The organism is Streptomyces sp. NBC_01260, assembly GCF_036226405.1.
Taxonomy (GTDB): domain Bacteria; phylum Actinomycetota; class Actinomycetes; order Streptomycetales; family Streptomycetaceae; genus Streptomyces; species Streptomyces laculatispora.
Map to the genome: position 1 here is coordinate 780,529 of NZ_CP108464.1, position 19,136 is coordinate 799,664.

At 69.4% G+C, this 19,136-nt stretch carries 16 protein-coding genes, 2 pseudogenes and 1 riboswitch; of the genes and pseudogenes, 8 read left to right on the plus strand and 10 right to left on the minus strand.

Translation table 11 applies throughout. From position 1 onward, the window contains the following. The first annotated feature begins 5 nt into the window (after positions 1 to 5). The 3 genes from OG322_RS03550 to OG322_RS03560 are packed head-to-tail and all read left to right on the plus strand — an operon-like array spanning position 6 to position 4,972. Positions 6 to 1,982 carry a beta-galactosidase gene (locus OG322_RS03550; RefSeq protein WP_123464261.1) on the plus strand — a complete coding sequence of 659 codons (1,977 nt, stop codon included), beginning with the start codon at positions 6 to 8 and terminating at the stop codon, positions 1,980 to 1,982. Then, entirely contained in the window at positions 1,979 to 4,231 is a 2,253-nt protein-coding gene (locus OG322_RS03555) for a glycosyl hydrolase family 95 catalytic domain-containing protein (protein WP_329306024.1), read from the plus strand. The genes OG322_RS03550 and OG322_RS03555 overlap by 4 nt, the downstream gene beginning before the upstream one ends. 27 nt (positions 4,232 to 4,258) lie before the next feature. Next, positions 4,259 to 4,972: a glycoside hydrolase family 12 protein gene (locus tag OG322_RS03560; protein WP_329306025.1), complete on the plus strand. Its 714-nt coding sequence runs from the start codon at positions 4,259 to 4,261 to the stop codon at positions 4,970 to 4,972. Between the two features lie 64 nt (positions 4,973 to 5,036). Here the strand turns inward: OG322_RS03560 and OG322_RS03565 are convergent, their stop codons facing one another. From OG322_RS03565 to OG322_RS03575, 3 genes are all read right to left on the minus strand, one after another. After that, entirely contained in the window at positions 5,037 to 6,044 is a 1,008-nt protein-coding gene (locus OG322_RS03565) for a LacI family DNA-binding transcriptional regulator (protein ID WP_123464255.1), read from the minus strand. A gap of 495 nt (positions 6,045 to 6,539) precedes the next feature. After that, positions 6,540 to 7,796, minus strand: a complete 1,257-nt coding sequence (locus OG322_RS03570) for a cytochrome P450 family protein (RefSeq protein WP_123464253.1) — start codon at positions 7,794 to 7,796, stop codon at positions 6,540 to 6,542. Next, positions 7,793 to 9,088 (minus strand): cytochrome P450, encoded by a 1,296-nt coding sequence (locus OG322_RS03575; RefSeq protein ID WP_123464251.1) that lies wholly within the window; start codon positions 9,086 to 9,088, stop codon positions 7,793 to 7,795. Before OG322_RS03575 ends, OG322_RS03570 begins: the two co-directional genes overlap by 4 nt. 104 nt (positions 9,089 to 9,192) lie before the next feature. On the opposite strand from OG322_RS03575, the gene OG322_RS03580 reads away from it, so the two are divergent. After that, on the plus strand, positions 9,193 to 9,372 hold the full coding sequence (locus OG322_RS03580; protein WP_329306026.1) for a hypothetical protein: 180 nt from the start codon (positions 9,193 to 9,195) through the stop codon (positions 9,370 to 9,372). Here the strand turns inward: OG322_RS03580 and OG322_RS03585 are convergent. Both OG322_RS03585 and OG322_RS03590 read right to left on the minus strand, forming a co-directional pair. Beyond that, positions 9,363 to 9,752, minus strand: coding sequence for a hypothetical protein (locus OG322_RS03585; protein ID WP_124285671.1), 390 nt, complete (start codon positions 9,750 to 9,752; stop codon positions 9,363 to 9,365). The genes OG322_RS03580 and OG322_RS03585 overlap by 10 nt on opposite strands. A 48-nt stretch (positions 9,753 to 9,800) precedes the next feature. Further along, positions 9,801 to 9,910: riboswitch (SAM riboswitch) on the minus strand. Positions 9,911 to 10,073: 163 nt separating this feature from the next. Next, positions 10,074 to 12,140 (minus strand): phosphocholine-specific phospholipase C, encoded by a 2,067-nt coding sequence (locus OG322_RS03590; RefSeq protein WP_123464249.1) that lies wholly within the window; start codon positions 12,138 to 12,140, stop codon positions 10,074 to 10,076. A gap of 322 nt (positions 12,141 to 12,462) precedes the next feature. Here OG322_RS03590 and OG322_RS03595 point away from each other — a divergent pair, with 322 nt between their 5' ends. From OG322_RS03595 to OG322_RS03605, 3 genes and pseudogenes are all read left to right on the plus strand, one after another. Continuing rightward, complete coding sequence (locus OG322_RS03595; protein ID WP_260146922.1) at positions 12,463 to 13,047, plus strand: hypothetical protein; 585 nt, start codon at positions 12,463 to 12,465, stop codon at positions 13,045 to 13,047. A 73-nt stretch (positions 13,048 to 13,120) separates the two neighbouring features. Then, a complete protein-coding gene (locus OG322_RS03600; protein WP_123464247.1) occupies positions 13,121 to 13,738 on the plus strand; it encodes a hypothetical protein in 618 nt (205 codons plus the stop codon). A 250-nt stretch (positions 13,739 to 13,988) separates the two neighbouring features. Beyond that, a pseudogene (locus tag OG322_RS03605) lies at positions 13,989 to 14,207 on the plus strand (hypothetical protein); the annotation flags it as partial. 72 nt (positions 14,208 to 14,279) lie between these two features. Here OG322_RS03605 and OG322_RS03610 read toward each other — a convergent pair. The 5 genes and pseudogenes from OG322_RS03610 to OG322_RS03630 form a co-directional block, all read right to left on the minus strand. Next, positions 14,280 to 14,519: a DUF397 domain-containing protein gene (locus OG322_RS03610; RefSeq protein WP_123466338.1), complete on the minus strand. Its 240-nt coding sequence runs from the start codon at positions 14,517 to 14,519 to the stop codon at positions 14,280 to 14,282. A 14-nt stretch (positions 14,520 to 14,533) separates the two neighbouring features. Continuing rightward, positions 14,534 to 15,151, minus strand: a pseudogene (locus OG322_RS03615) (DUF5753 domain-containing protein); the annotation flags it as partial. Positions 15,152 to 15,532: 381 nt separating this feature from the next. Further along, positions 15,533 to 16,444, minus strand: coding sequence for an NADP-dependent oxidoreductase (locus OG322_RS03620; RefSeq protein ID WP_123464245.1), 912 nt, complete (start codon positions 16,442 to 16,444; stop codon positions 15,533 to 15,535). Between the two features lie 66 nt (positions 16,445 to 16,510). Further along, on the minus strand, positions 16,511 to 17,071 hold the full coding sequence (locus tag OG322_RS03625; protein ID WP_123464242.1) for an NADPH-dependent FMN reductase: 561 nt from the start codon (positions 17,069 to 17,071) through the stop codon (positions 16,511 to 16,513). Beyond that, positions 17,068 to 17,622, minus strand: a complete 555-nt coding sequence (locus OG322_RS03630; RefSeq protein ID WP_123464239.1) for a MarR family winged helix-turn-helix transcriptional regulator — start codon at positions 17,620 to 17,622, stop codon at positions 17,068 to 17,070. Before OG322_RS03630 ends, OG322_RS03625 begins: the two co-directional genes overlap by 4 nt. 45 nt (positions 17,623 to 17,667) lie before the next feature. On the opposite strand from OG322_RS03630, the gene OG322_RS03635 reads away from it, so the two are divergent. Beyond that, positions 17,668 to 19,134 carry an MDR family MFS transporter gene (locus tag OG322_RS03635; RefSeq protein ID WP_123464237.1) on the plus strand — a complete coding sequence of 489 codons (1,467 nt, stop codon included), beginning with the start codon at positions 17,668 to 17,670 and terminating at the stop codon, positions 19,132 to 19,134. The last annotated feature ends 2 nt before the right edge of the window (positions 19,135 to 19,136 follow it).

The window sequence follows — 19,136 nt, forward strand, 5'->3', positions numbered from 1 at the left end:
ACGCCATGCCGTCCCTGCGCGACGCGGCCCGTGGCCGCATCCTCTTCGGAGGCGACTACAACCCCGAACAGTGGCCCGAGGAGGTGTGGGAGGACGACGCCCGGCTGATGAAGGAGGCCGGGGTCAACTCCGTCACCCTCGGTGTCTTCTCCTGGGCGAAGATCGAACCACGCCCCGGTGCACGGGAGTTCGTCTGGCTGGACCGGCTGATGGATCTGATGCACGGACACGGCATCGGCGTCGTGCTCGCCACCCCGACCGCCTCCCCACCGCCCTGGATGGGGGCGCGGCATCCCGAGACGCTGCCGCGCGCGGAGGACGGTTCGATCGTCTGGTACGGATCGCGCCAGCAGTTCTGCGCGAGCTCCCCCGTCTACCGGCGCTACGCCGCCGCCCTCACCGAGGACCTCGCGGCGCGGTACGCGGACCACCCGGCGCTCACCGTGTGGCACATCAACAACGAGTACTGCACCCACTGCTGGTGCGACGAGACCGCCGCCCACTTCCGCCGCTGGCTGCGCAGCCGGTACGGAACCGTCGACGCGCTCAACGAGGCCTGGGGCACCGCTTTCTGGAGCCAGCGCTACGACTCCTGGACGGAGATCCTGCCGCCGCGCAAGGCGCAGTACATGAAGAACCCGGCGCAGGTGCTGGACTTCAAGCGGTTCACCTCCGACGCACTGATGGAGTGCTACGTCGCCGAGCGCGACATCGTCGCCCGGCACACCCCGCAGATTCCGGTGACGACCAACTTCATGCCGCTGTGGTCGGGGCAGGACGCCTGGGCCTGGTCGGCCCAGGAGGACATCGTCTCCGTCGACATCTACCCGGATCCCCGGGACCCGCAGGGTGGCCAGTACAACGCGATGATCGCCGACATGACGCGCTCGCAGGCCGCCGGGCCGTGGATGCTCATGGAACAGGCCGCCGGTCCGGTCAACTGGCGGGGGGTCAACCACCCCAAGCCCGAAGGGCTGAACCGGCTCTGGTCGCTCCAGGCGGTGGCGCGCGGCGCGGACGCCGTCTGCTACTTCCAGTGGCGCCAGTCCCGGCAGGGCTCGGAGAAGTTCCACTCCGGGATGCTCACCCACGCCGGCGAACAGGGCCGCACCTTCCGGGAGATCAAGCGTCTCGGGGCGGAACTGGCCGCGCTCGGCCCGGCCGTCGGCGGCAGCGACGTCTGCGCCGAGGTGGCGATCCTGCACGACTGGGACTCCTGGTGGGCGGGCGCGCAGGAGGGCAGGCCGTCCTCACTGCTGGACTACGCCGAGGTCGTGCGGAGCTGGCACCGGGCCCTGTGGGAGAACGGGTTCGCCACGGAGTTCGCCCGGCCCGACGCCGATCTGAGCCGGTTCAAGGCGGTGGCAGTCCCGCACCTGTATCTGCTTGACGACCCCGCGATCGACAACCTCGTGGCGTACGTGCGCGGCGGCGGGAGCCTGGTCTGCGGCTTCTTCAGCGGGGTCGCGGACGTGGACGACCGGATCAGGCCGGGCGGCATGGACGCACGGCTGCGTGAGCTGTTCGGCATCAGGACCCTGCACGAGTGGTGGCCGCTCGACGCGGGCTCGGCTGTGGAGTGCGACGGCTTCCGGGGCGGACTCTGGTCCGAGGAGCTGGAGCCGGAGACGGGCACCGAGGTGGTGGCCGCCTACCGCGACGGCGAGCTGGCCGGGCTGCCCGCGGTGCTGCGCCGCGGCCGGGCCTGGTATCTGTCGACGCTGCCCGAACCGGAGGCGCTGCGCGCCCTGCTGGGCGGGGTGGCGCGGGAGGCCGGCGCGGAACCGGTGCTGGCGGGGCTGCCCGACGGAGTGGAGGCGGTCCGCCGCGGCGAGCTGCTCTTCCTGCTCAACCACGGGCGGGCCGCGGTCACCGTGGCCGTGCCCGGCGCCCAGGAGGACCTGCTGACCGGCAAGGCGGTCGAAGGCCCCGTGGAGCTGGGCCGCCACGGCGTGGCCGTACTGAGAAGCGCCGCGCCGTGACCGGCCGCACCCGGACCGACGGCACCTGGGAGCCGCGCCCCGCCGTCCGCTGGGAGGACGCCTTCCTGGGCGGCAACGGCCGGCACGGCGCCATGGTGTACGGGGATCCGGTCGACGACCGGGTCATCGTCAACCACCACACGCTGGTCCGGCCCAACGGCAGCGAGCACACCCGTCCGCCCGAGCTCGCGGACCTGCTGGACCGGCTGCGGGACTCCCTGCTGGCCGGGGACACCACGGCCGCCGAGCAGATCGGGGCGGGAGGGCCGCCAACGTGGGTGCAGCCCTTCCACCCGGCGTTCCAGACCCGGATCCGCCCCACCCCCGCCTCGGCACCCGCCCCCGGTGACGACACGGCGCTCACCGGCTACCGGCGCACGGTCGACTTCGCCACGGGTGAGATCGGGGCCGTCTGCGAGGGCAGACGCAGCCGGGTCTTCGTCTCCCGCGCGGACGACGTGATCGTCCAGTCCGTGACCGGCCCGGGGCTCGCGGTGGACCTGACCCTGGACCACGCCCTGCCCGGAGCGCCACCGAGGCTGTCCATCGGGCGCAGCACCGTGCTGATGCCGGGCGGCGGCCGGCTGGCGCTGCGGGCGGGCTACCCGGACAGCGAACTGGCGTACACCGGGGTGCCCGTCGTCCGGGCGGACGGCGGCAAGGTGTCGGTGTCGGGTGAGGGCATCCGAGTCGAGGGGGCCCGGAGCCTGCTGCTGCTCACCCGGGTGCGGCGTCACGCGGGCGACCTCGACCTCGCGGCGGAGTGCGCCGCGCTGCCGGGGGACGACTACCCGGCGCTGCTCGCCCGGCACCTCCCGCTGCACCGGGCGGCCTTCGAGCGGGCTTCCCTGACGCTGGAAGCCGATCCGGCCGAACGTGCCTTGCCCGGAAGCGAGTTGGTCCGTCTACCGGGCAGTTCCGCGCTCCTGGAGAGGCTGTTCGCGGCTGGGCGCTACCACCTGTTGTCGTCCTCCGGTGTGCTGCCGCCCCGGCTGACGGGTCTGTGGACGGGCGACTGGGACACCGCCTGGTCGGGGGCGTTCACCACCAACGCCAACCTCAACCTGCAGATCGCCTCGGCGGCGGCCGCGGCGCTGCCGGAGGTGTCCCTGGCCCATGCCGCCCTGGTGTACGGCCAGCTCGGCGACTGGCGGGACAACGCGCGGGCGGTCTTCGGGGCGCGGGGGATCGTCGCTCCGTCCCACACCGACGGCGAGTCCGGACACACCCGCCACTTCCAGCGCGCGTATCCGCTGCACCTGTGGACGGCCGGTGCGGACTGGCTCCTGGAGCCGCTGCTCGAACACGCCGAGACCACCGGGGTGACGGACCCGCGGCTGGTCGACGCCCTGCATGAGGCCGCCCTGTTCTACGAGGACTTCCTGACCCGTACCGCCCCGGACGGAACCGTCGCCGTCGTGCCCTCGTACTCGCCGGAGAACCGGCCCGCCAACGCGAGCTGGGTGACGGTCAACGCGACGATGGACCTCGCGGCCGCCCGCCACGCGCTGACCGTGTCCGCCGACCGCTCCCCCACCCATCCGGCGTCCGCCCGCCGGCGCGCGCTGGCGGCCCGGCTCCCGGATTTCTCCGTCAACCGGGACGGCGCACTCGCCGAATGGGCGTGGCCGGGCCTGGAGGAGAACTACGACCACCGCCATCTCAGCCATCTCTACCCGGTGTGGCCGCTGGACGCGATCAACCCCTACGACACCCCGGACCTGTCGGCCGCCGCACATCGCGCGCTGGAGCTGCGCGGCTCGGAGAACGACTCCGCCCACGGCCATCTGCACCACGCGCAGATCGCCGCGCGGCTGCGGGACGGCGTACGGGCATCCGCGGCGCTGGACGCCGTGCTCGCGGGCGACTTCTTCCATGACTCCCTGATGAGCGCGCACTACCCGGGGCGCGACGTCTACAACGCGGACGCCGCCCATGCGCTGCCCGCTGCGGTGATCGAGTCGCTCGTCCAGTCGACACCCCGACGGCTGGTCCTGCTGCCCGCACCGCTCGCCGGCTGCCCCAGCGGTGAACTGCGCGGCATACGTACCAGGTTCGGCGCGGGTCTGGATCTGCGCTGGTCCGTCGACGGCACCGCGACCGCGGTGCTGCACCCCACCCGTGACGCCCGTGTCGATGTCCGCACGGGAGACGGCAGCACACTCACCCAGTCCTCCGCCGGACGCACCGTGGCTCCGCTGGAGCTGGCGGCCGGCGTGGACCGCGTCCTCGAACTGGGGCCGCGGTAGCACTCCCCCCACCATGGAAGGACAACCATGGCAACACGCACCCGCACGCTCAGCACGTTCGTACTGGCCCCGGCAACGGCAGTGGCGGCTCTGATCGGCTTCGCCGCCGCCCCCGCCCAGGCCGCGATCTGGTCCTCCTCGGACCAGTGGGGCAACTACACCACCTCCGACGGATACACCCTGTACAACAACATCTGGGGTTCCGGCGCGGGTTCGCAGTCCATCTGGGCCAACTCGTCCTCCAACTGGGGCGTTTCGGCCAACCACCCGAACACCGGCGGCATCAAGTCGTACCCCAACGCCAAGAAGGTCGTCGGCAAGTCCATCACCGCGCTGTCGTCGCTGACCAGCAACTACAACGTCACCGTCCCGTCGTCCGGTGCCTACAACACCTCGTACGACATCTGGGACACCGACTACGACTACGAGCTCATGCTCTGGGTCAACTACAACGGCGCCGTGGGCCCGCTCGGCACGTCGCAGGGCACGGTGACTCTCGGCGGCCACTCCTGGACCGTCTACAAGGGTGGCAACGGGGCCAACCAGGTCTTCTCGTTCCTGCGCACCTCGGACTCCGCCTCGGGCACGGTGGACATCCTGCCCATCCTGAAGTGGATCAAGGACACCAAGGGCTGGTGGGGCAACGAGACCATCGGCGACGTCCAGTTCGGCTACGAGATCACCTCGTCGCCGGGCGGCCTGAACTTCACGACGAACGGATTCGGTGTCTCCGCGAGCTGAGCCGTACGCACCAGGAGCCGGCCCCCGCACGGGGGCCGGCTCGCGTGCGCACTGCCGTCGGATGTCACCTCGGGGCGGGGCCGGTGCTCTCCCGTACCGTCAACTCCGGTGCCAGCAGCTCCACTTCGTCCGTCCCTCGGCCGGAGAGCTTGGCGACGACCTGTTCGACCGAGCGGCGCCCCATCTCCTGCGCGGGGATGGCCACGGAGGTCAGCCGCACCGACGCCTGGGCGGCCACCTGCTCGGGGCAGATCGCGACCACGGACACGTCCTCGGGCACGGCGCGGCCCTGCTGCCGCAGGAGATTGAGCAGCGGCTCCACCGCCGACTCGTTCTGCACGATGAAGCCGGTGGTGCCGGGGCGCTCGTCGAATATCCGCGAGAGGGTCTGGGCCATCGCCGGATAGCCGCCCTCGCAGGGCCGGTGCAGGACCCGCACTCCGGCCTCCCGCGCCTTGGCCCGCACCCCGTCGACGGTCCGCTCGGCGAAACCGGTGTGCCGCTCGTACACCGCGGCCGCCTCGCCGATCACCGCGACCTCACGGTGCCCGAGGCCGGCGAGGTGCTCCACACAGAGCGCCCCGGTCGCCTCGAAGTCGAGGTCCACGCAGGTGAGTCCGTCGGTGTCGGCGGGCAGTCCGATGAGCACGGCCGCACGGTCGGTCTCGCGCAGCAGCGGCAGCCGCTCGTCGTGCAGCTCGACGTCCATCAGGATCATGGCGTCGGCGAGCGAGCTGCCGGCGATCCGGCGCACCGCGGCAGGACCCTCCTCACCGGTCAGCAGCAGGACGTCGTAACCATGGGTGCGGGCCGTGGTGGCGACCGCGATGGCGATCTCCATCATCACGGGGACGTACATGTCGGTACGCAGCGGCACCATGAGCGCGATGATGTTCGACCGGCTGCTGGCGAGCGCCCGCGCACCCGCGTTGGGGTGGTAGCCGAGCTGCTTGATGCTCTGTTCCACCCGCTCCCGGGTGGGTACCGAGATGGACCGCTTCCCACTGAGGACGTAGCTCACCGTGCTCGCGGAGACTCCGGCGTGCTGTGCGACCTCGGCAAGGGTGACCATTCAGCTCTCCATCACAGAACGACGTCGGACACCGGCACGCATACCGGCCTGCATCGGCAGTTTCGGCCAGATATGGCGAAGCGCTTCGACTTCTCAGTATTTGGCTGTGACATGCACGAATGGTTCGAGCCTAGACCTGCACGCACAGCGTGTCCATAGAACAGTCGAAGCGCTTCGACTCAGTGTCCCCTGCCGCCGCAGGCCATCAGCGGCGCCCGTACGGCTACCGCCACGATATGCCGGACAGCCGGCTCGGGACATCAGCGGGACCGGCGCGCTGGCCGCTCAGGTGGCCGCGAGGGCCCATGCGCCCAGCCGGCCGGCGGTCTCCTGCCCGGCCGCCCGGGCATCGCTGAGCTGCGACCGGTCACCGCTCGCCGAACCCGCCCCCGGCCCGGGCGCGAACGCCGGGAGAAGTGCGGCGGGGAGGACCGCGAGGGTCCTTCCGCGGGTGGTGCGGGCACTCCCCTGCCCGCGCGGCCGGCCGATTCGGATTCAGGCGTTGAGCAGGACGGGAAAGGCTTCCATGTCGTTCTGGGTCATCACCGGAAGCTTGCGGATATCCGCGTCCGGCACCGCGAGGCGCAGTCCGGGGAACCGTGCGAAGAGGGCAGGCAGGGCTATCCCCGCCTCGACCCGGGAGAGCCCCGCCCCGGGGCAGATGTGCGGACCGTGGCCGAAGGTCATGTGCCGGATGGGGGTGGGGCGGGTGATGTCGAACGCGTCCGCGTCGGCGCCGTGCTGCTCGAAGTCCCGGCCGATCGCCCGGTACGAGATGACGACGCCCTCGCCCTTGGCGATGACGTCGTCACCGACCTGGATGTCCTCGGCGGCGAACCGCATCAGCAGATGAGTGGTCGGGGTGTCCCACCGCAGCGTCTCCTCGATCACGCTCTCCCAGGAGACCTCTCCGTCGAGGACCATCCGCAACTGTTCCGGGTGGGCCAGCAGGGCTCGTACGGCATTGAGGATGAGCCCGATGGTGGTCTCGTGGCCGGCCGCGACCATCGCCTTGAGATTGCCCACCACCTCTTCCTCGGTGAGGGGCTCGCCGCCCTCTTCGGCAAGGATCAGCGCGGAGGTCAGGTCATCAGTGGGCCGTGCGGCCTTCTCTCGCACGAGCCCGGCGTAGAAGACGTCCAACTCGGCCAGCAGGGCGAGCCGTTCGTCCTGCGGGGTGAGCATCGAGAAGAAGGCCTTGTACTGCCTGGTCAGCATGGCGTTCTCGGCGGGGTCCACGCCCATCAGCATGCCGACGACCCGCATCGGCAGCGGCTGTGCGAACACCGACTTGAGGTCGACGACGGCCCCGTCCCTGCCGCCTTCGGCGAGGGCGTCCAGCAGTTCCCCGGTGAACTTCTCGATGTCGGGCCTGATGGCCTCCAGCCGGCGAGGCGTGAGCGCCTGGGAGGTCTTGGTCCGCAGCCGCCGGTGCTCGGCGCCGTCCACGGTGAACATGGACCGCCCGGCATCGATCATCCCGATCAGGGGCCACGCATGTGTCACCTCTCCGCTCTGCCACAGCCCCCAGGCGTCGATGTCCTTCACCAGCCGCGGGTCGACCAGGAGCTGACGGGCGTCGGCATGCCGGGTGACGGTCCAGGCGGGCACGCCGAGCAGCTCGATCCGGGCGAGCCGCCCGGCGTCGCGCAGCCTCGTCGTCTCACCGTCCAGGTCCTGGACCATGGGGTCGATGACGACGGTCCCGCCGCCCGGGGCAGCTGTGTGCGCGGCGGCGTGAGGGCAGTTCACGAGGGGTCTCCTGTCGTACGAACGGGGGTGAACCGAACGGGGAGCGAGGTGGTCCCGCGCAGAAACGCGGAAGGCCGCCGTACGAGGTCCGCGACGGCGACCCGGAGGTCGAGGTCGGGCAACCGGTCGAGCAGCACCTCGATACCGGTACGGGCGATGGTCTCGGCGATCTCCTGAGCGGGGAAGGGGCACCGGTACTCGCCGTGGCTGAAGGCGAGATGCGCGCCGTTGCCCCCTTGGGCCGAGGCACCGCCGCCGGACAGGTTCTGCCGGATGAGCGGATCGGTGTTGGCGGCGCCGAGCCCGAGCAGCAGCATGTCCCCCGCCCTGATCCGCTGCCCGCCGAGCTGGGTGTCCCGGGAGGCCCAGCGTCCGGCGAGGATCTGCGTCGGCGTGTCCTGCCAGAGCACCTCGTTCATGGCCTCGGCCACGCTGCGCCGCCCACCTGCCATCGAGTCGGCGAACTCGGCCTCGGTGAGCATCAGCCGCAGCGAGTTGCTGATCCAGTCGGCGGTGGTGAGGTGCCCGGCGGCCGTGATGGCCATCAGGTCGAGCATGTACTCCTCGTCGGTGAAGGCCTCGGGGAAGGCGAGCATCCGGGAGGTCACATCGTCCCCGGGCTCGGCGCGCTTGGCGGCGACCAGCCGCCGCATGTGCTCCCCGAAACGCAGATGAGCCTCCTGCGCCCCCGGACCGCCGTCGGCCAGGTCCTTCAGCACCTGGGCGATGTCGGCGCCTTCGTCATCGGGGAATCCGACCAGCCGCGCGAGGACGAGTACGGGAAGGGGCTCGCAGAAGTCGGCGACGAGGTCGGCGGTGCCCCGGCTGCACACGGCGTCGATCAGCCGGTCGGCCAACTGCTCGCAGTGGCTGCGGATCTGGAAAGGGTCGGCTCCTTCGAGGGCGGGCCCGACCATCCGGGCGTGCCGCCGGTGTTCGTCACCCGCACTGAAGTAGATGGACGGCAGGGGCCGCCCGACCATGGGCAGCAGCGGCCAGTCCTCGGGGATGTTCTTCCACTGGTTCCACAGGCCGACATCACGCGGGAAGAGCTCGCCGTCGCTGGTGACTTGATGCAGTTCGCGGTACCCGATCACCAGCCAGGCGGGGAATCCGCCCAGCAGTTCCACCGGGGCGACCGGCCCGTGATCACGCCGCATGGCGCGATAGACGGCATGCGGCTCGGTCTGGAACGCGGGCCCGCTGAGCGGCACGGCCCCCGGCGCCGCGTGCGCGGGGCACTCCGGAGGGGGCAAGGTGGGCTCGGGCTCTGCGGAGGAGGGGCGCGTCATCGTCCTGACTTCTGTGGCGGAAGCTTCACGCGTCACGATCATGCGATCAACGCACGCCCACTATAAGGATTTTATGTGACGCCACAGCGGTCAACTGCGATCAAATGTGCAGCCCGAACGAAGCCCCGAGCGGACATCTCCACACAATTGACCAACATCTCGAAGTACCGCCCCCGACCACCCCGCGCCCGACCACGCGTCGCCCTCGCCCCGGCTACGGCTACGGCTACGGCTACGGCTACGGCTACGGCTACGGCTACGGCTACGGCTACGGCTACGGCTGACTGGAGCCTGCCGCGGCGCCGCACAACTCCCCGCTGACGAGGGCCACGTTGACGAGTCCGGCGACCTGGTCGTCGCCGTTCACGAGCTTCAGCGCATGCCACCGGGACAGCCAGTACACGCGTCCGCGGTGACCGGCGAGCGCCTCCCTCAGCAGGTCCGGAGCGTGCGTCCACACCTCTGGAAGGCCGCCCGCGTAGTCGAACGCGGCACGCAGTTCGACCCACCCGTCGTCCCGGACGTCACCGGCGGTCAGCAGTATCTCGACGGCCTGCCCCGGCTCCTGCCGGCACTTCTTGGCATGGATCCAGTGCACCTGATGGCCTGCGGCGTAGCGCTCGCAACCGTCGCTCCGCACCGAGCCGGTGAGGTGACGCAGCATGGTGAGTCCCGCCTTCCGGGGATGAGGGACCCCGAGCGCCTGCACCACGGTCCGCTGTTCCCCGCACCTCGCGCACGGGGCAGGTCGTCACCCGGAGCACCCGCAGCGGAGCGGGGTGCCGTCCAGCCAGCCGGGGCTGCGCGCTGGAGCTCATGACCCGTCAAAACCCTAACGCATTGGGGCGGTACGCCCCGACGGGCGGCGCCGCACAGCCGACGGATAGTCAGGGGTGCATGGGGACAGGGCCGGACCCGGTCCCCATGCACCCCTGTCCTTGCGATGACGGCTCGATCAGCCGGTGCCGCGGCACGGGCCGGTCGGTCAGCCGGTGACGAGCCCGGGGTCGCTCGTGCCGGCCTCGCCCGTCTCGATGTGCCCGGCGAACCGCCGCAGGAACGTGGCGTCCGCGTCCGAGACCACCGTGATGTCGTACCAGCGCTTGCTTCCCCGCAGGTCAACGGCGTGCTTCACGGTCGTGCCCGCACGCACCTTGAATGTCTGCGCCCCGCCGCCGTAGGCATCCGCGTTGCGCACGGTCAGCTGGACAGTGCCCGTGCCGGCATGGGTGAGAGTCAGGTCGAGCCCTCCGTTCGTGGCGTTATGACGTGCCGTCACCTCCGGTCCTGCCGCCTTGCCGGGCCCCCGGAAGGCGCGCAGGAACCCGTTCGGACCGTGCACGGTGAGGTCGGTCACTTCCTTGGAGTAGGCCGTGTTCCAACGGTCGGAGAGCGACTTGCCCGCCTCGGTGGTGTAGGTCCAGGGCCCGTCGCCGCGATTCGCGGACGTCACCAGGAACTGCGCCCCGGCCGCGTCGCCGCCGCTGAAGGTGAGCTGATACTTCCCGGAGGCCGGGTCGGCCACCCCGTCCACGAGGGGCGCGTACCGCAGTGGCCGGGTGCGCCGCGAGCCGGGCTCCTGCTTCGGCACGCTGCCGGAGGCCGGCGGCGCCGGTACGTAGTCGGGGTGCCGGTTGCCGTCCGGCGGCGCGTATCCGTCCGTGGAGGGCAGCGAGACGGGTGCGGTGTCCTTGCGGCGGAAGTCGAAGGCCGAGGTGAGATCGCCGCAGACGGCGCGCCGCCAGGGCGAGATGTTGGGCTCGTGCACGCCGAAGCGCTCTTCCATGAAGCGGATGACGGAAGTGTGGTCGAAGACCTCCGAGCACGAGAAACCGCCGGTGCTCCACGGGGACACGACCGTCATGGGCACACGCTGGCCGAGCCCGTACGGACCGGCCAAGTACCGGATGTCGCCGGGAAAGTGATCGGCGGAGGTGTCCACGGTGGACAGCCCCTGCGCGGCCCCGGACGGTACGAACGGCGGCACGACGTGGTCGAAGAATCCGTCGTTCTCGTCGTACGTGATGAACAGGGCGGTACGGCCCCAGACCTCGGGGTTGGAGGTCAGCGCGTCCAGCACCTGCGAGATGTACCAGGCTCCGTAATTGGCGGGCCAGTTGGGGTGCTCGCTGTAGGCCTCTGGCGAGACGATCCACGAGATCTTGGGGAGCGTCCCGGCCCGGACGTCGGCCTTCAGATCGTCGAGGAGCCCGTCACCGTTCTTGACGTCGGTTCCGGTGCGCGCCTTGTCGAAGAGGGGTTCTCCGGGCTTGGCATTGCGATAACTGTTGAAGTAGAGAAGCGAGTTGTCGCCGTAGGTCCCCCGGTAGGCGTCGTTGATCCACCCCCAGGAGCCGGCGGCGTCGAGCCCGTCGCCGATGTCCTGGTAGACCTTCCACGACACCCCGGCCTCCTCCAGCCGCTCGGGGTAGGTCTTCCAGCCGTACCCCGCCTCGTCGTTGCCGAGCACGGGACCGCCGCCGGTGCCGTCGTTGCCGGTGTACCCGCTCCACAGGTAGTAACGGTTCGGGTCGGTCGAGCCGAGGAACGAGCAGTGGTACGCGTCGCAGACGGTGAACGCGTCGGCGAGCGCGTAGTGGAACGGAATGTCCTCACGGGTGAGGTGGGCCATCGTCGTAGCGGTCTTGGCAGGCACCCACTGGTCGTACTTGCCCTTGTTGAGAGCCCAGTGACCACCGGCCCAGTCGTGGTTCAGGTCCTGGAGGAACTGCAGCCCGAGATCGTCGGCGGGCGGCCGGAACGGCAGCACCTCCCGTCCGAGGAAGTCCTTCTGATGCCAGACCGGCTTCCCGCTGGGCAGCGTGACCGGACGCGGGTCACCGTAGCCGCGCACACCCTTCATGGTGCCGAAATAGTGATCGAAGGAACGATTCTCCTGCATCAGCACGACGATGTGCTCGACGTCCTGGAGCGTGCCCGTACGGCCCTTCGCGGGCAGTGACGCGGCCCGGGCGATGCTGCTCGACAACGCGGTGAAGGCGACCGTTCCCCCGGCGAGTTGCAGGAGTCGGCGACGGTTGAGTTCTTCCATGAGAGGGGCCTCTGTGGGGTGAGGAAACATAAGGGCGAAAGCGACTGGAGTGTTCCAGAACCGGCGGGCCGGCGGAAGACCCGTGCAGTGTGCACACGGTGGCATTCGGCCGAACACTCGGCGGCGGGAAGGCGGGGGCTCCCGTTCGCAGTCCGGACCGTGGCATCCGCCGCCGCGTCCGGGTACGCATGAATGCTGCGAGCCGGAACTGGACTGCGAGGTCGACATGTCGGCGAAAGAGAGCGCGACCGGGCCGGTTTGCCGTGAGCGATCCCGGAAAGACGCGGGGAGCCAACTGACCCCAAGGAAAGCGATGTTGCCTATGCGTGCAAGATCCGTACGTACCTCCGGCATCCTGACCGCGGCGCTGCTGCTTTCGGCCGCCGCCGTCGCTCCGTCGGCCGGCGCAGCCGTCCGGGACACGGCCGGACCACTGACTGGTGACGGTGGCGCCCCGCACTGCACAGTGAACGCGACGTCCGGCAGCGAGCGTTGTTATCGGACGTTCACGGAGGCCATCGAGGCCGCCAGCGGAGGCCGGGTCACCGGGGCACCACTGTCCGCGACCGAAGCGGTGCGCAGTGACGCGTTCAACGCCCGAATGGCCGACCAGGCGCAGGACGGGGTCATCCAGGGAACCTTCTTCGAGGACGAGCAGTACGGAGGCGCGTCCCTGACCATCTGGGGCGCCGAGCCGTGTGTGAAGGACGGCTGGGTCAACTTCCAGTTCGACCTCGAGGACGACTGGAAGAACCGCATCTCCTCCTTGCAGCCGTGGGGCGGCTGCGCACTCTGGCTCTACCCCGAGCCGGGACTGAACGGTGACCGGGACGGCCCGTTCGAGGCGAACAGCGCCGCCATCGGGTCGTTCATGAACGACCGCACCCAGTCCATCGGCTTCAGCTGACCACCGTTCCCACCGGGCGCTCATGCCCTCCCTCCCCCCACACAGGCACGATCACCCCCCACGGAGATCACCCATGACAGTGAAAGTCCGGCTCCCCCTGCTTCTCGCGGCGCTCGTGACCGCGGGCAGCGCCGTCCTGAGCGCTCCGGGCACCGCGCTCGCCGAGGACCAGCCCACCATCCGTGAACTGCTCGACAAGTGCGACAACGGGACCGACAGCTGCGTCTTCCACCCCGACGGGGCAGCCGAGATATCGATGGGCGAGTCCCACCAGGTAGGCGACTCGGCCTTCAACTGCACCCCGGACAGCCAGACCACCACCGTCGGCTGGTCGGACACGACGGGCGAGTCCAACAGTGTCGGCGTCTCCCTGACCGCGGAGTACGGCTTCTCGCTCGTGTTCAAGATGAGCATCACGGCCACCTACGGGCACACGTGGGAGAGTTCACACACCGAGTCGGAGCTGACGGCCGTGAACGTCCGGCCGGGCGAGGTCGGCTGGGTGACCCGCGAGGTCCAGATGCAGCACGTCAGCGGAACGTACGAGCTGCACTTCCCGGACCGTTTCCACGGCCACTACTACTGGTACGTGCCCTTCGACGCGACGGGCCCGATGCCGGACGCGCCGAGCACCAAGACGCAGCACACCCGGGCGATGACCGATCAGGAGAGGGCGGACCACTGCGGCTGACGCCGCCCGGCGGGCCTCTGCCCGGCCGGAGGCCCGCCGGAGCCCCTCCCGATCCCGGACGGAAGGGGCTTTGCGGGGCTGGAGCTCCGCCGTGCCAGGGACGCCTGTCCCCCTTCCCTGCCGGAACACCCACGCAACCCGCACCCCCCGTGACTCCCTGCTGTTCCTCAACTTCGCTGCGAAGCCGCCATCCGGTGAGGAATCATGCGATTCATGGCTCAGCTCGAAGCGCGCGAAGTGCCGCTGCACAAAGGTCCGACTTGCCGCTGTCGCCAACGACGACGTGGCGAACTTCGGCAAGGTCTTCGACCGCGTCTTCGCCGACAAGATGGCCGACCACATCGATACGATCGCCGGCATGGGGCGGCAGTACTTCGGGCCCGACAAGGCAGTCAAGTCCAGCCTCGACCGCAGCGCGCGCCGGGCGGCGTGGCGGATGATCCGCCGCGAGGAGAGCGTGGACGAGTAGTCCCGCCGCACGCAGGAGGTCCCGCCGTTACGCCCTGTGCGGGCGCGCCGGGGCTCTCCTAGCGTTTCGCGCTCAGTTGGTGACTAGGCCGACGAATCCGGTCCATGCGCCTGGACCGACGGTCAGCATGGGGCCGCTGAGCTGCTTCGAGTCGCGGATGTGCACATGGGTTGCTGCGGCGACAAACTCCACGCACTGGCCGCCGTTGCCGGTGCTGGAGCTGCTCTTGCGCCAGGCGACTTCGACGCATTCGCCGCCTTCGCCACTGCTGTAGCTGCTCTTGAACCAAGCCGCGTCCGGCACGCTCGGCATCTCCGTCCGGCCCATCATCCCTCTTCCAGAAGTCCCTTGACGAAATCCAGCGATTCACTCGGTGTCAGAGCCTGAGCTCGGATGATCCCGTACTGCTCCTCGATATCCCGCACAACGCCGCGCTCGGTGTGCAGACGGCTGTCTCGCTGAACTTCAACGTATGCCATCCTGCGCCCGTCGCCCTTTTCGATCAAGGTGAACGGCCCAGCAAGTCCGCAGTGTCCATGCCGATCGGTCGGCATGATCTGGATCTCCACGTTCCGCCGGTGGCCATGGAGGATGATCTGTTCCAGTTGGCCACGTTGCACGTCCCAGCCCCCGACCGGACGTCGCAGCACCGACTCCTCGATCACGAAGCTCAGAGTTGGCATCGGCTTCCGAGCAAAGATCGCCTGCCGCGCCAGACGTGCCGACACGCGCTGCTCGATCGTCTCCTCGTCGAGAAGCGGTCTCCGCACAGCGAATACAGCGCGCGCGTACTCCTCTGTCTGCAACAGGCCAGGCACAGCCATCGTTGCGTACACGTGCAGGGTGATGGCCTCCGCCTCCAGCCGCGCCATATCCCGGAAGAACGGCGGATACTGCGCCCGCGCAAGCTCCTCCTTCAACGCCATCAGCAAGCCCCCGGCGCTCACCTCGGCCGACCGGCGCGGTCTGACCCCGCTGTTCTGGTCCCACGTACGCCCGTACGGGGAGGTGAACCTCGACATGGACACCCGGCTAACCTCACCGCGGCTGCCGCCGTTCCCGCGCCGCGCACCCCGGTGGACGAGCGGCATCCGGCCCAGTCAGGCAGGCCGTAGAGTCGACAGTGGTCCGGAGTCAGCTGCAATTACTCCGGACCACTGTCCCAGCCTGAAGGCTTCGCTACTCGTCGGCGTCCGGATTTTCGGCGGCGAGCGCATTGGCGACGCTGTGCCTGTTCACGACTGTACCGGCTCGCGATTCGGTGGCGGACTCCCAGTCCGGCCGCAGGCCCGACGGGGTGCCGTGTCGAGAATGCGTGGACGGGCCTACCTGACCTGCAAGACGACCTTGCCTTGAGTGTGACCGGCTTCAACGTGGCGGTGGGCGGCGGCGACGTGATCGAGTGGGTAGACAGTGACGCTGGGGATCGTGACAGCGCCTGTGCGGTACCACTCGACCACCTGCCGCAGACCAGGCGTCGTTCGGCCGCCGACACGGTGGAATCCGTACTTCTCAGCGCCTTCGGTATCGATCGTGGTCCCGATGCGGTCGAGGCCGGCGACGAGCTCCAGCGAGGCGGCGGTGGCATCGCCGCCGATCGCGTCGAGTGCGGCGTCGAGCCCTTGCGGTGCGATCTTGCGCACACGTTCAACGAGTCCGGGCCCGTAGGCCACCGGGATCGCGCCGAGGGAGCGCAGGTAGTCGTGGTTACGCTCACTCGCGGTACCGATGACGGTGGCGCCCCACAGCCTGGCGATCTGCACCGCCATCGTGCCGACCCCGCCCGCGGCAGCGTGCACGAGCAGCGTGTCGCCGTCCTTCACACCGCCGATCTGCTTCAGCGCGGTGTACGCGGTCTGGCCAACGGTCGCGATTCCCCCTGCAACGTCCCAGCCCATCGACGCCGGTTTCGCGACGGTGTCCGCGGCCTCGATGACGACCCAGTCCGCGTAGCACTGGCCGGTGGCCGAACCCAGCACCTCGTCGCCGACCGCGATGCCTTCGACCCCGTCCCCGAGCTGGTCGACGATGCCCGCGTATTCATTGCCCAGACGCAGCGGGAACTGGGCCTGGGCAATGGCGGAGAAGTATCCGCCGCGCTGCTTGACATCAACCGGGTTGACGCCGGCGGTGTGTACTCGAATCCGTACCTGGGCGGGGCCAGGAGCAGGTTCGGGGACCTCGGCGAGCCGGAGGACTTCGGGGCCGCCGTAGCCGTCGATCACGACAGCACGCATAGTGGCACTTCCTCGTTCTGTGGTTGTGGGTCTCGCGGCGGAAGGACGGATCGGACAGGAAAGCCGTCAGGCAGGGTAGGGCTCATCGGTGCGGCCCTGTTTCAAGGCATTCGTCCACCAGCCGAGTTGACCCAGCAGTTCGGTGGCCGCGTCGAGCGGGGCGTCCGGGGCGAGCGGCTGCCCGTCGGCGCCGAACAGGCTGTGGGCCCCGTGGAAGCTCACGCTGGCGCGAACGCTGACCATATGGAGTTCAGCTACGACCTGACGCAGTGATTCGACCGCACGCAGCCCGCCGGAGAGACCGCCGTACGAGACGAAAGCGACGGGCTTGGCCTGCCATTCGGTCCGGACACTGTCGAGCGCAGTCTTGAGCGGCCCGGGGAAGCTGTGGTTGTACTCAGGAGTCACGATCACGAAGGCGTCCGAGGCGCCGACCTGCTCGCTGAAGCGCGCCAACGCAGGGCTGGCGTCGAAAGACGGGGACAGGTCGACGTCGGCCAGGTCGAGGACATCAACGTCGAATGTCTCGTCCTTCCGAGCTATGTCAGCGAACCAGTGTCCTACGGTGGGACCGAACCGTCCCCTGCGGGTGCTGGCGATCACCACGGTGAGCTTGGGACGGGTCACTGTTGTCTCCGGCTTTCAGAAGGTACGGACGCTCTTTCATGGGAGCGTTTCTCAAGGGTCACGGCGAGAGCCTGTTGGGAGGCGTCCATAGCGGCAATCAAAGCGGCGCGGCCCTCGGACGAGAGGTGGGAGAAGGCCGCCTCCTCCAACTCGGCCCACGCATCCCGCACCGCAGGACACAAGGTGCGCCCGGCGTCGGTGATGCTGACGTCGAGCGCCCGGCGGTCACTGCGCGACGGACTGCGGGTGATCAGCCCGGCGCGCTCCATCGCTTGCAGGGTCGCGCTGGTGGTTGACCGGTCGCGGTACAGATAGCGGACGAGGTCACCCTGCGGCAGCGTCCCGTGTTCCTCCAAGCGCAGCAGGATGAGCTCTTGCGGCGGTGGGACGCCGATCCTGGCCAGCAGAGCGGTGCCGAGCTGTGCGTGCGCCCGCAGCAGCCGCAGGAGAGCGGAGCCGACCGGAGCCTCCGGTACGTGAACGCCTCCTCCGGGCCGGCCGCTCGGCGGTTCCCGTTCGGGGGGTGAGGGATTGAGCGATGCGTCGGGCATGGGGCAACGCTAACACTTTGTTGGCATGCCATCTATTCTGTTGGCATGCCAACAATCAAAGCGCCGGGGCTGGATCGCGGACTGATCGTGCTCGCCGCGGTGCTGCTTGCCGGCGCTGTCGCCTCCCTGCTGGACACGACGATCGTCAGCGTCGCTCTGGAGTCCATCGCCCGGGACTTCGGCGCCTCCGAGAACTCGTTCCAGTGGGTCAGCACCGCCTACCTGCTCACCCTCGCTCTGGTCACCCCGCTCGTCGGATGGAGTGTCGACCGCTTCGGTGCCAAGCCGATGTGGATGTTCTCGATCACTCTGTTCCTGCTCGGCTCGGTGCTCTGCGGCACCGCGTGGTCGATCACCAGCCTCGTCGTCTTCCGGGTCGTCAAGGGCATCGGCGGAGGCATGATCCTCCCGCTGTGCCAGGCGATCCTTGCGCAGGCGGCAGGGCCCCAACGGTTCGGCCGGGTCATGAGCCTGATCGCCCTGCCCGCGCAGCTCGCGCCGATCGTCGGTCCCGTGCTCGGCGGCTTCATCATCGATGGTCTCGGCTGGCGCTGGATCTTCTTCGTCAACGTGCCGATATGTATCGTCGCGCTGGTCCTGGCCTGGCGGATACTCCCAGCGCCCGGCGGACGTCATGCCGCCCCCGTCGACCGGGGCGGCCTCTTGCTCCTGCCGCCCGGTCTTGGTCTCCTGGTCTACGGCTTCTCCCGCTTCCACGACACTGAGGGCTTCACCAACCCTGTCACCATGCTGGTCCTGTCCGCGGGTATCGCGCTCCTGGGCGGGTTCGCCGTCCATGCCCTGCGAACCGTAAATCCGCTGCTCGACCTGCGGTTGTTCTCCTCCCGCGCGTTCTCCGCTTCCTCCGTACTGATCTTCCTCCACGGCGTTGCCGTCTACGGGCCGCTCTTCCTGCTGCCCCTGTTCTACGCCCGCACTCGCGGCTACGACGCCGGCACCATCGGATGGCTACTCGCACCACAAGGACTGGGAACCCTGCTGGCAATCGCGTTCGCCGGCGTGCTGGCCGACCGATACGGATCGCGACCGCTGGTGCTGTGGGGCACGGCCGTTACCGCTCTCGGAACCGTGGTCTTCACCCAGCTCTTCGCCGCGCCGGACGATATCCTGCTCAGCGTCTCCTTGTTCGTACGAGGTCTCGGTCTTGGATTCGTCGGGGTGGCCATCACCGCCGGGGCGTACCGTGACATCTCCGCGGTAGCCATCGCCGGAGCGACCGGCATGATCAGCGTCGTCCAACGGCTCGGCGCGTCGTTCGGCACCGCCGTGATCGCCGTCATCTTGGCCGTCCAACTCCCGAATGCGTCGACGTTGCCCGGAAGCGGGCACATCGCGAGCGCCTACGGCAACACCTTCTGGTGGATGCTGACCTTCACGCTCATCAGCTTCATCCCCGCCGCCGTCCTCCCGAGGCCCCGGTCCAAGCGTCCGAGTGGTACGGCACAGCCCGCCGATACGGATCCGACACCCGAGCGTGGACCGCTGGCCTAGGT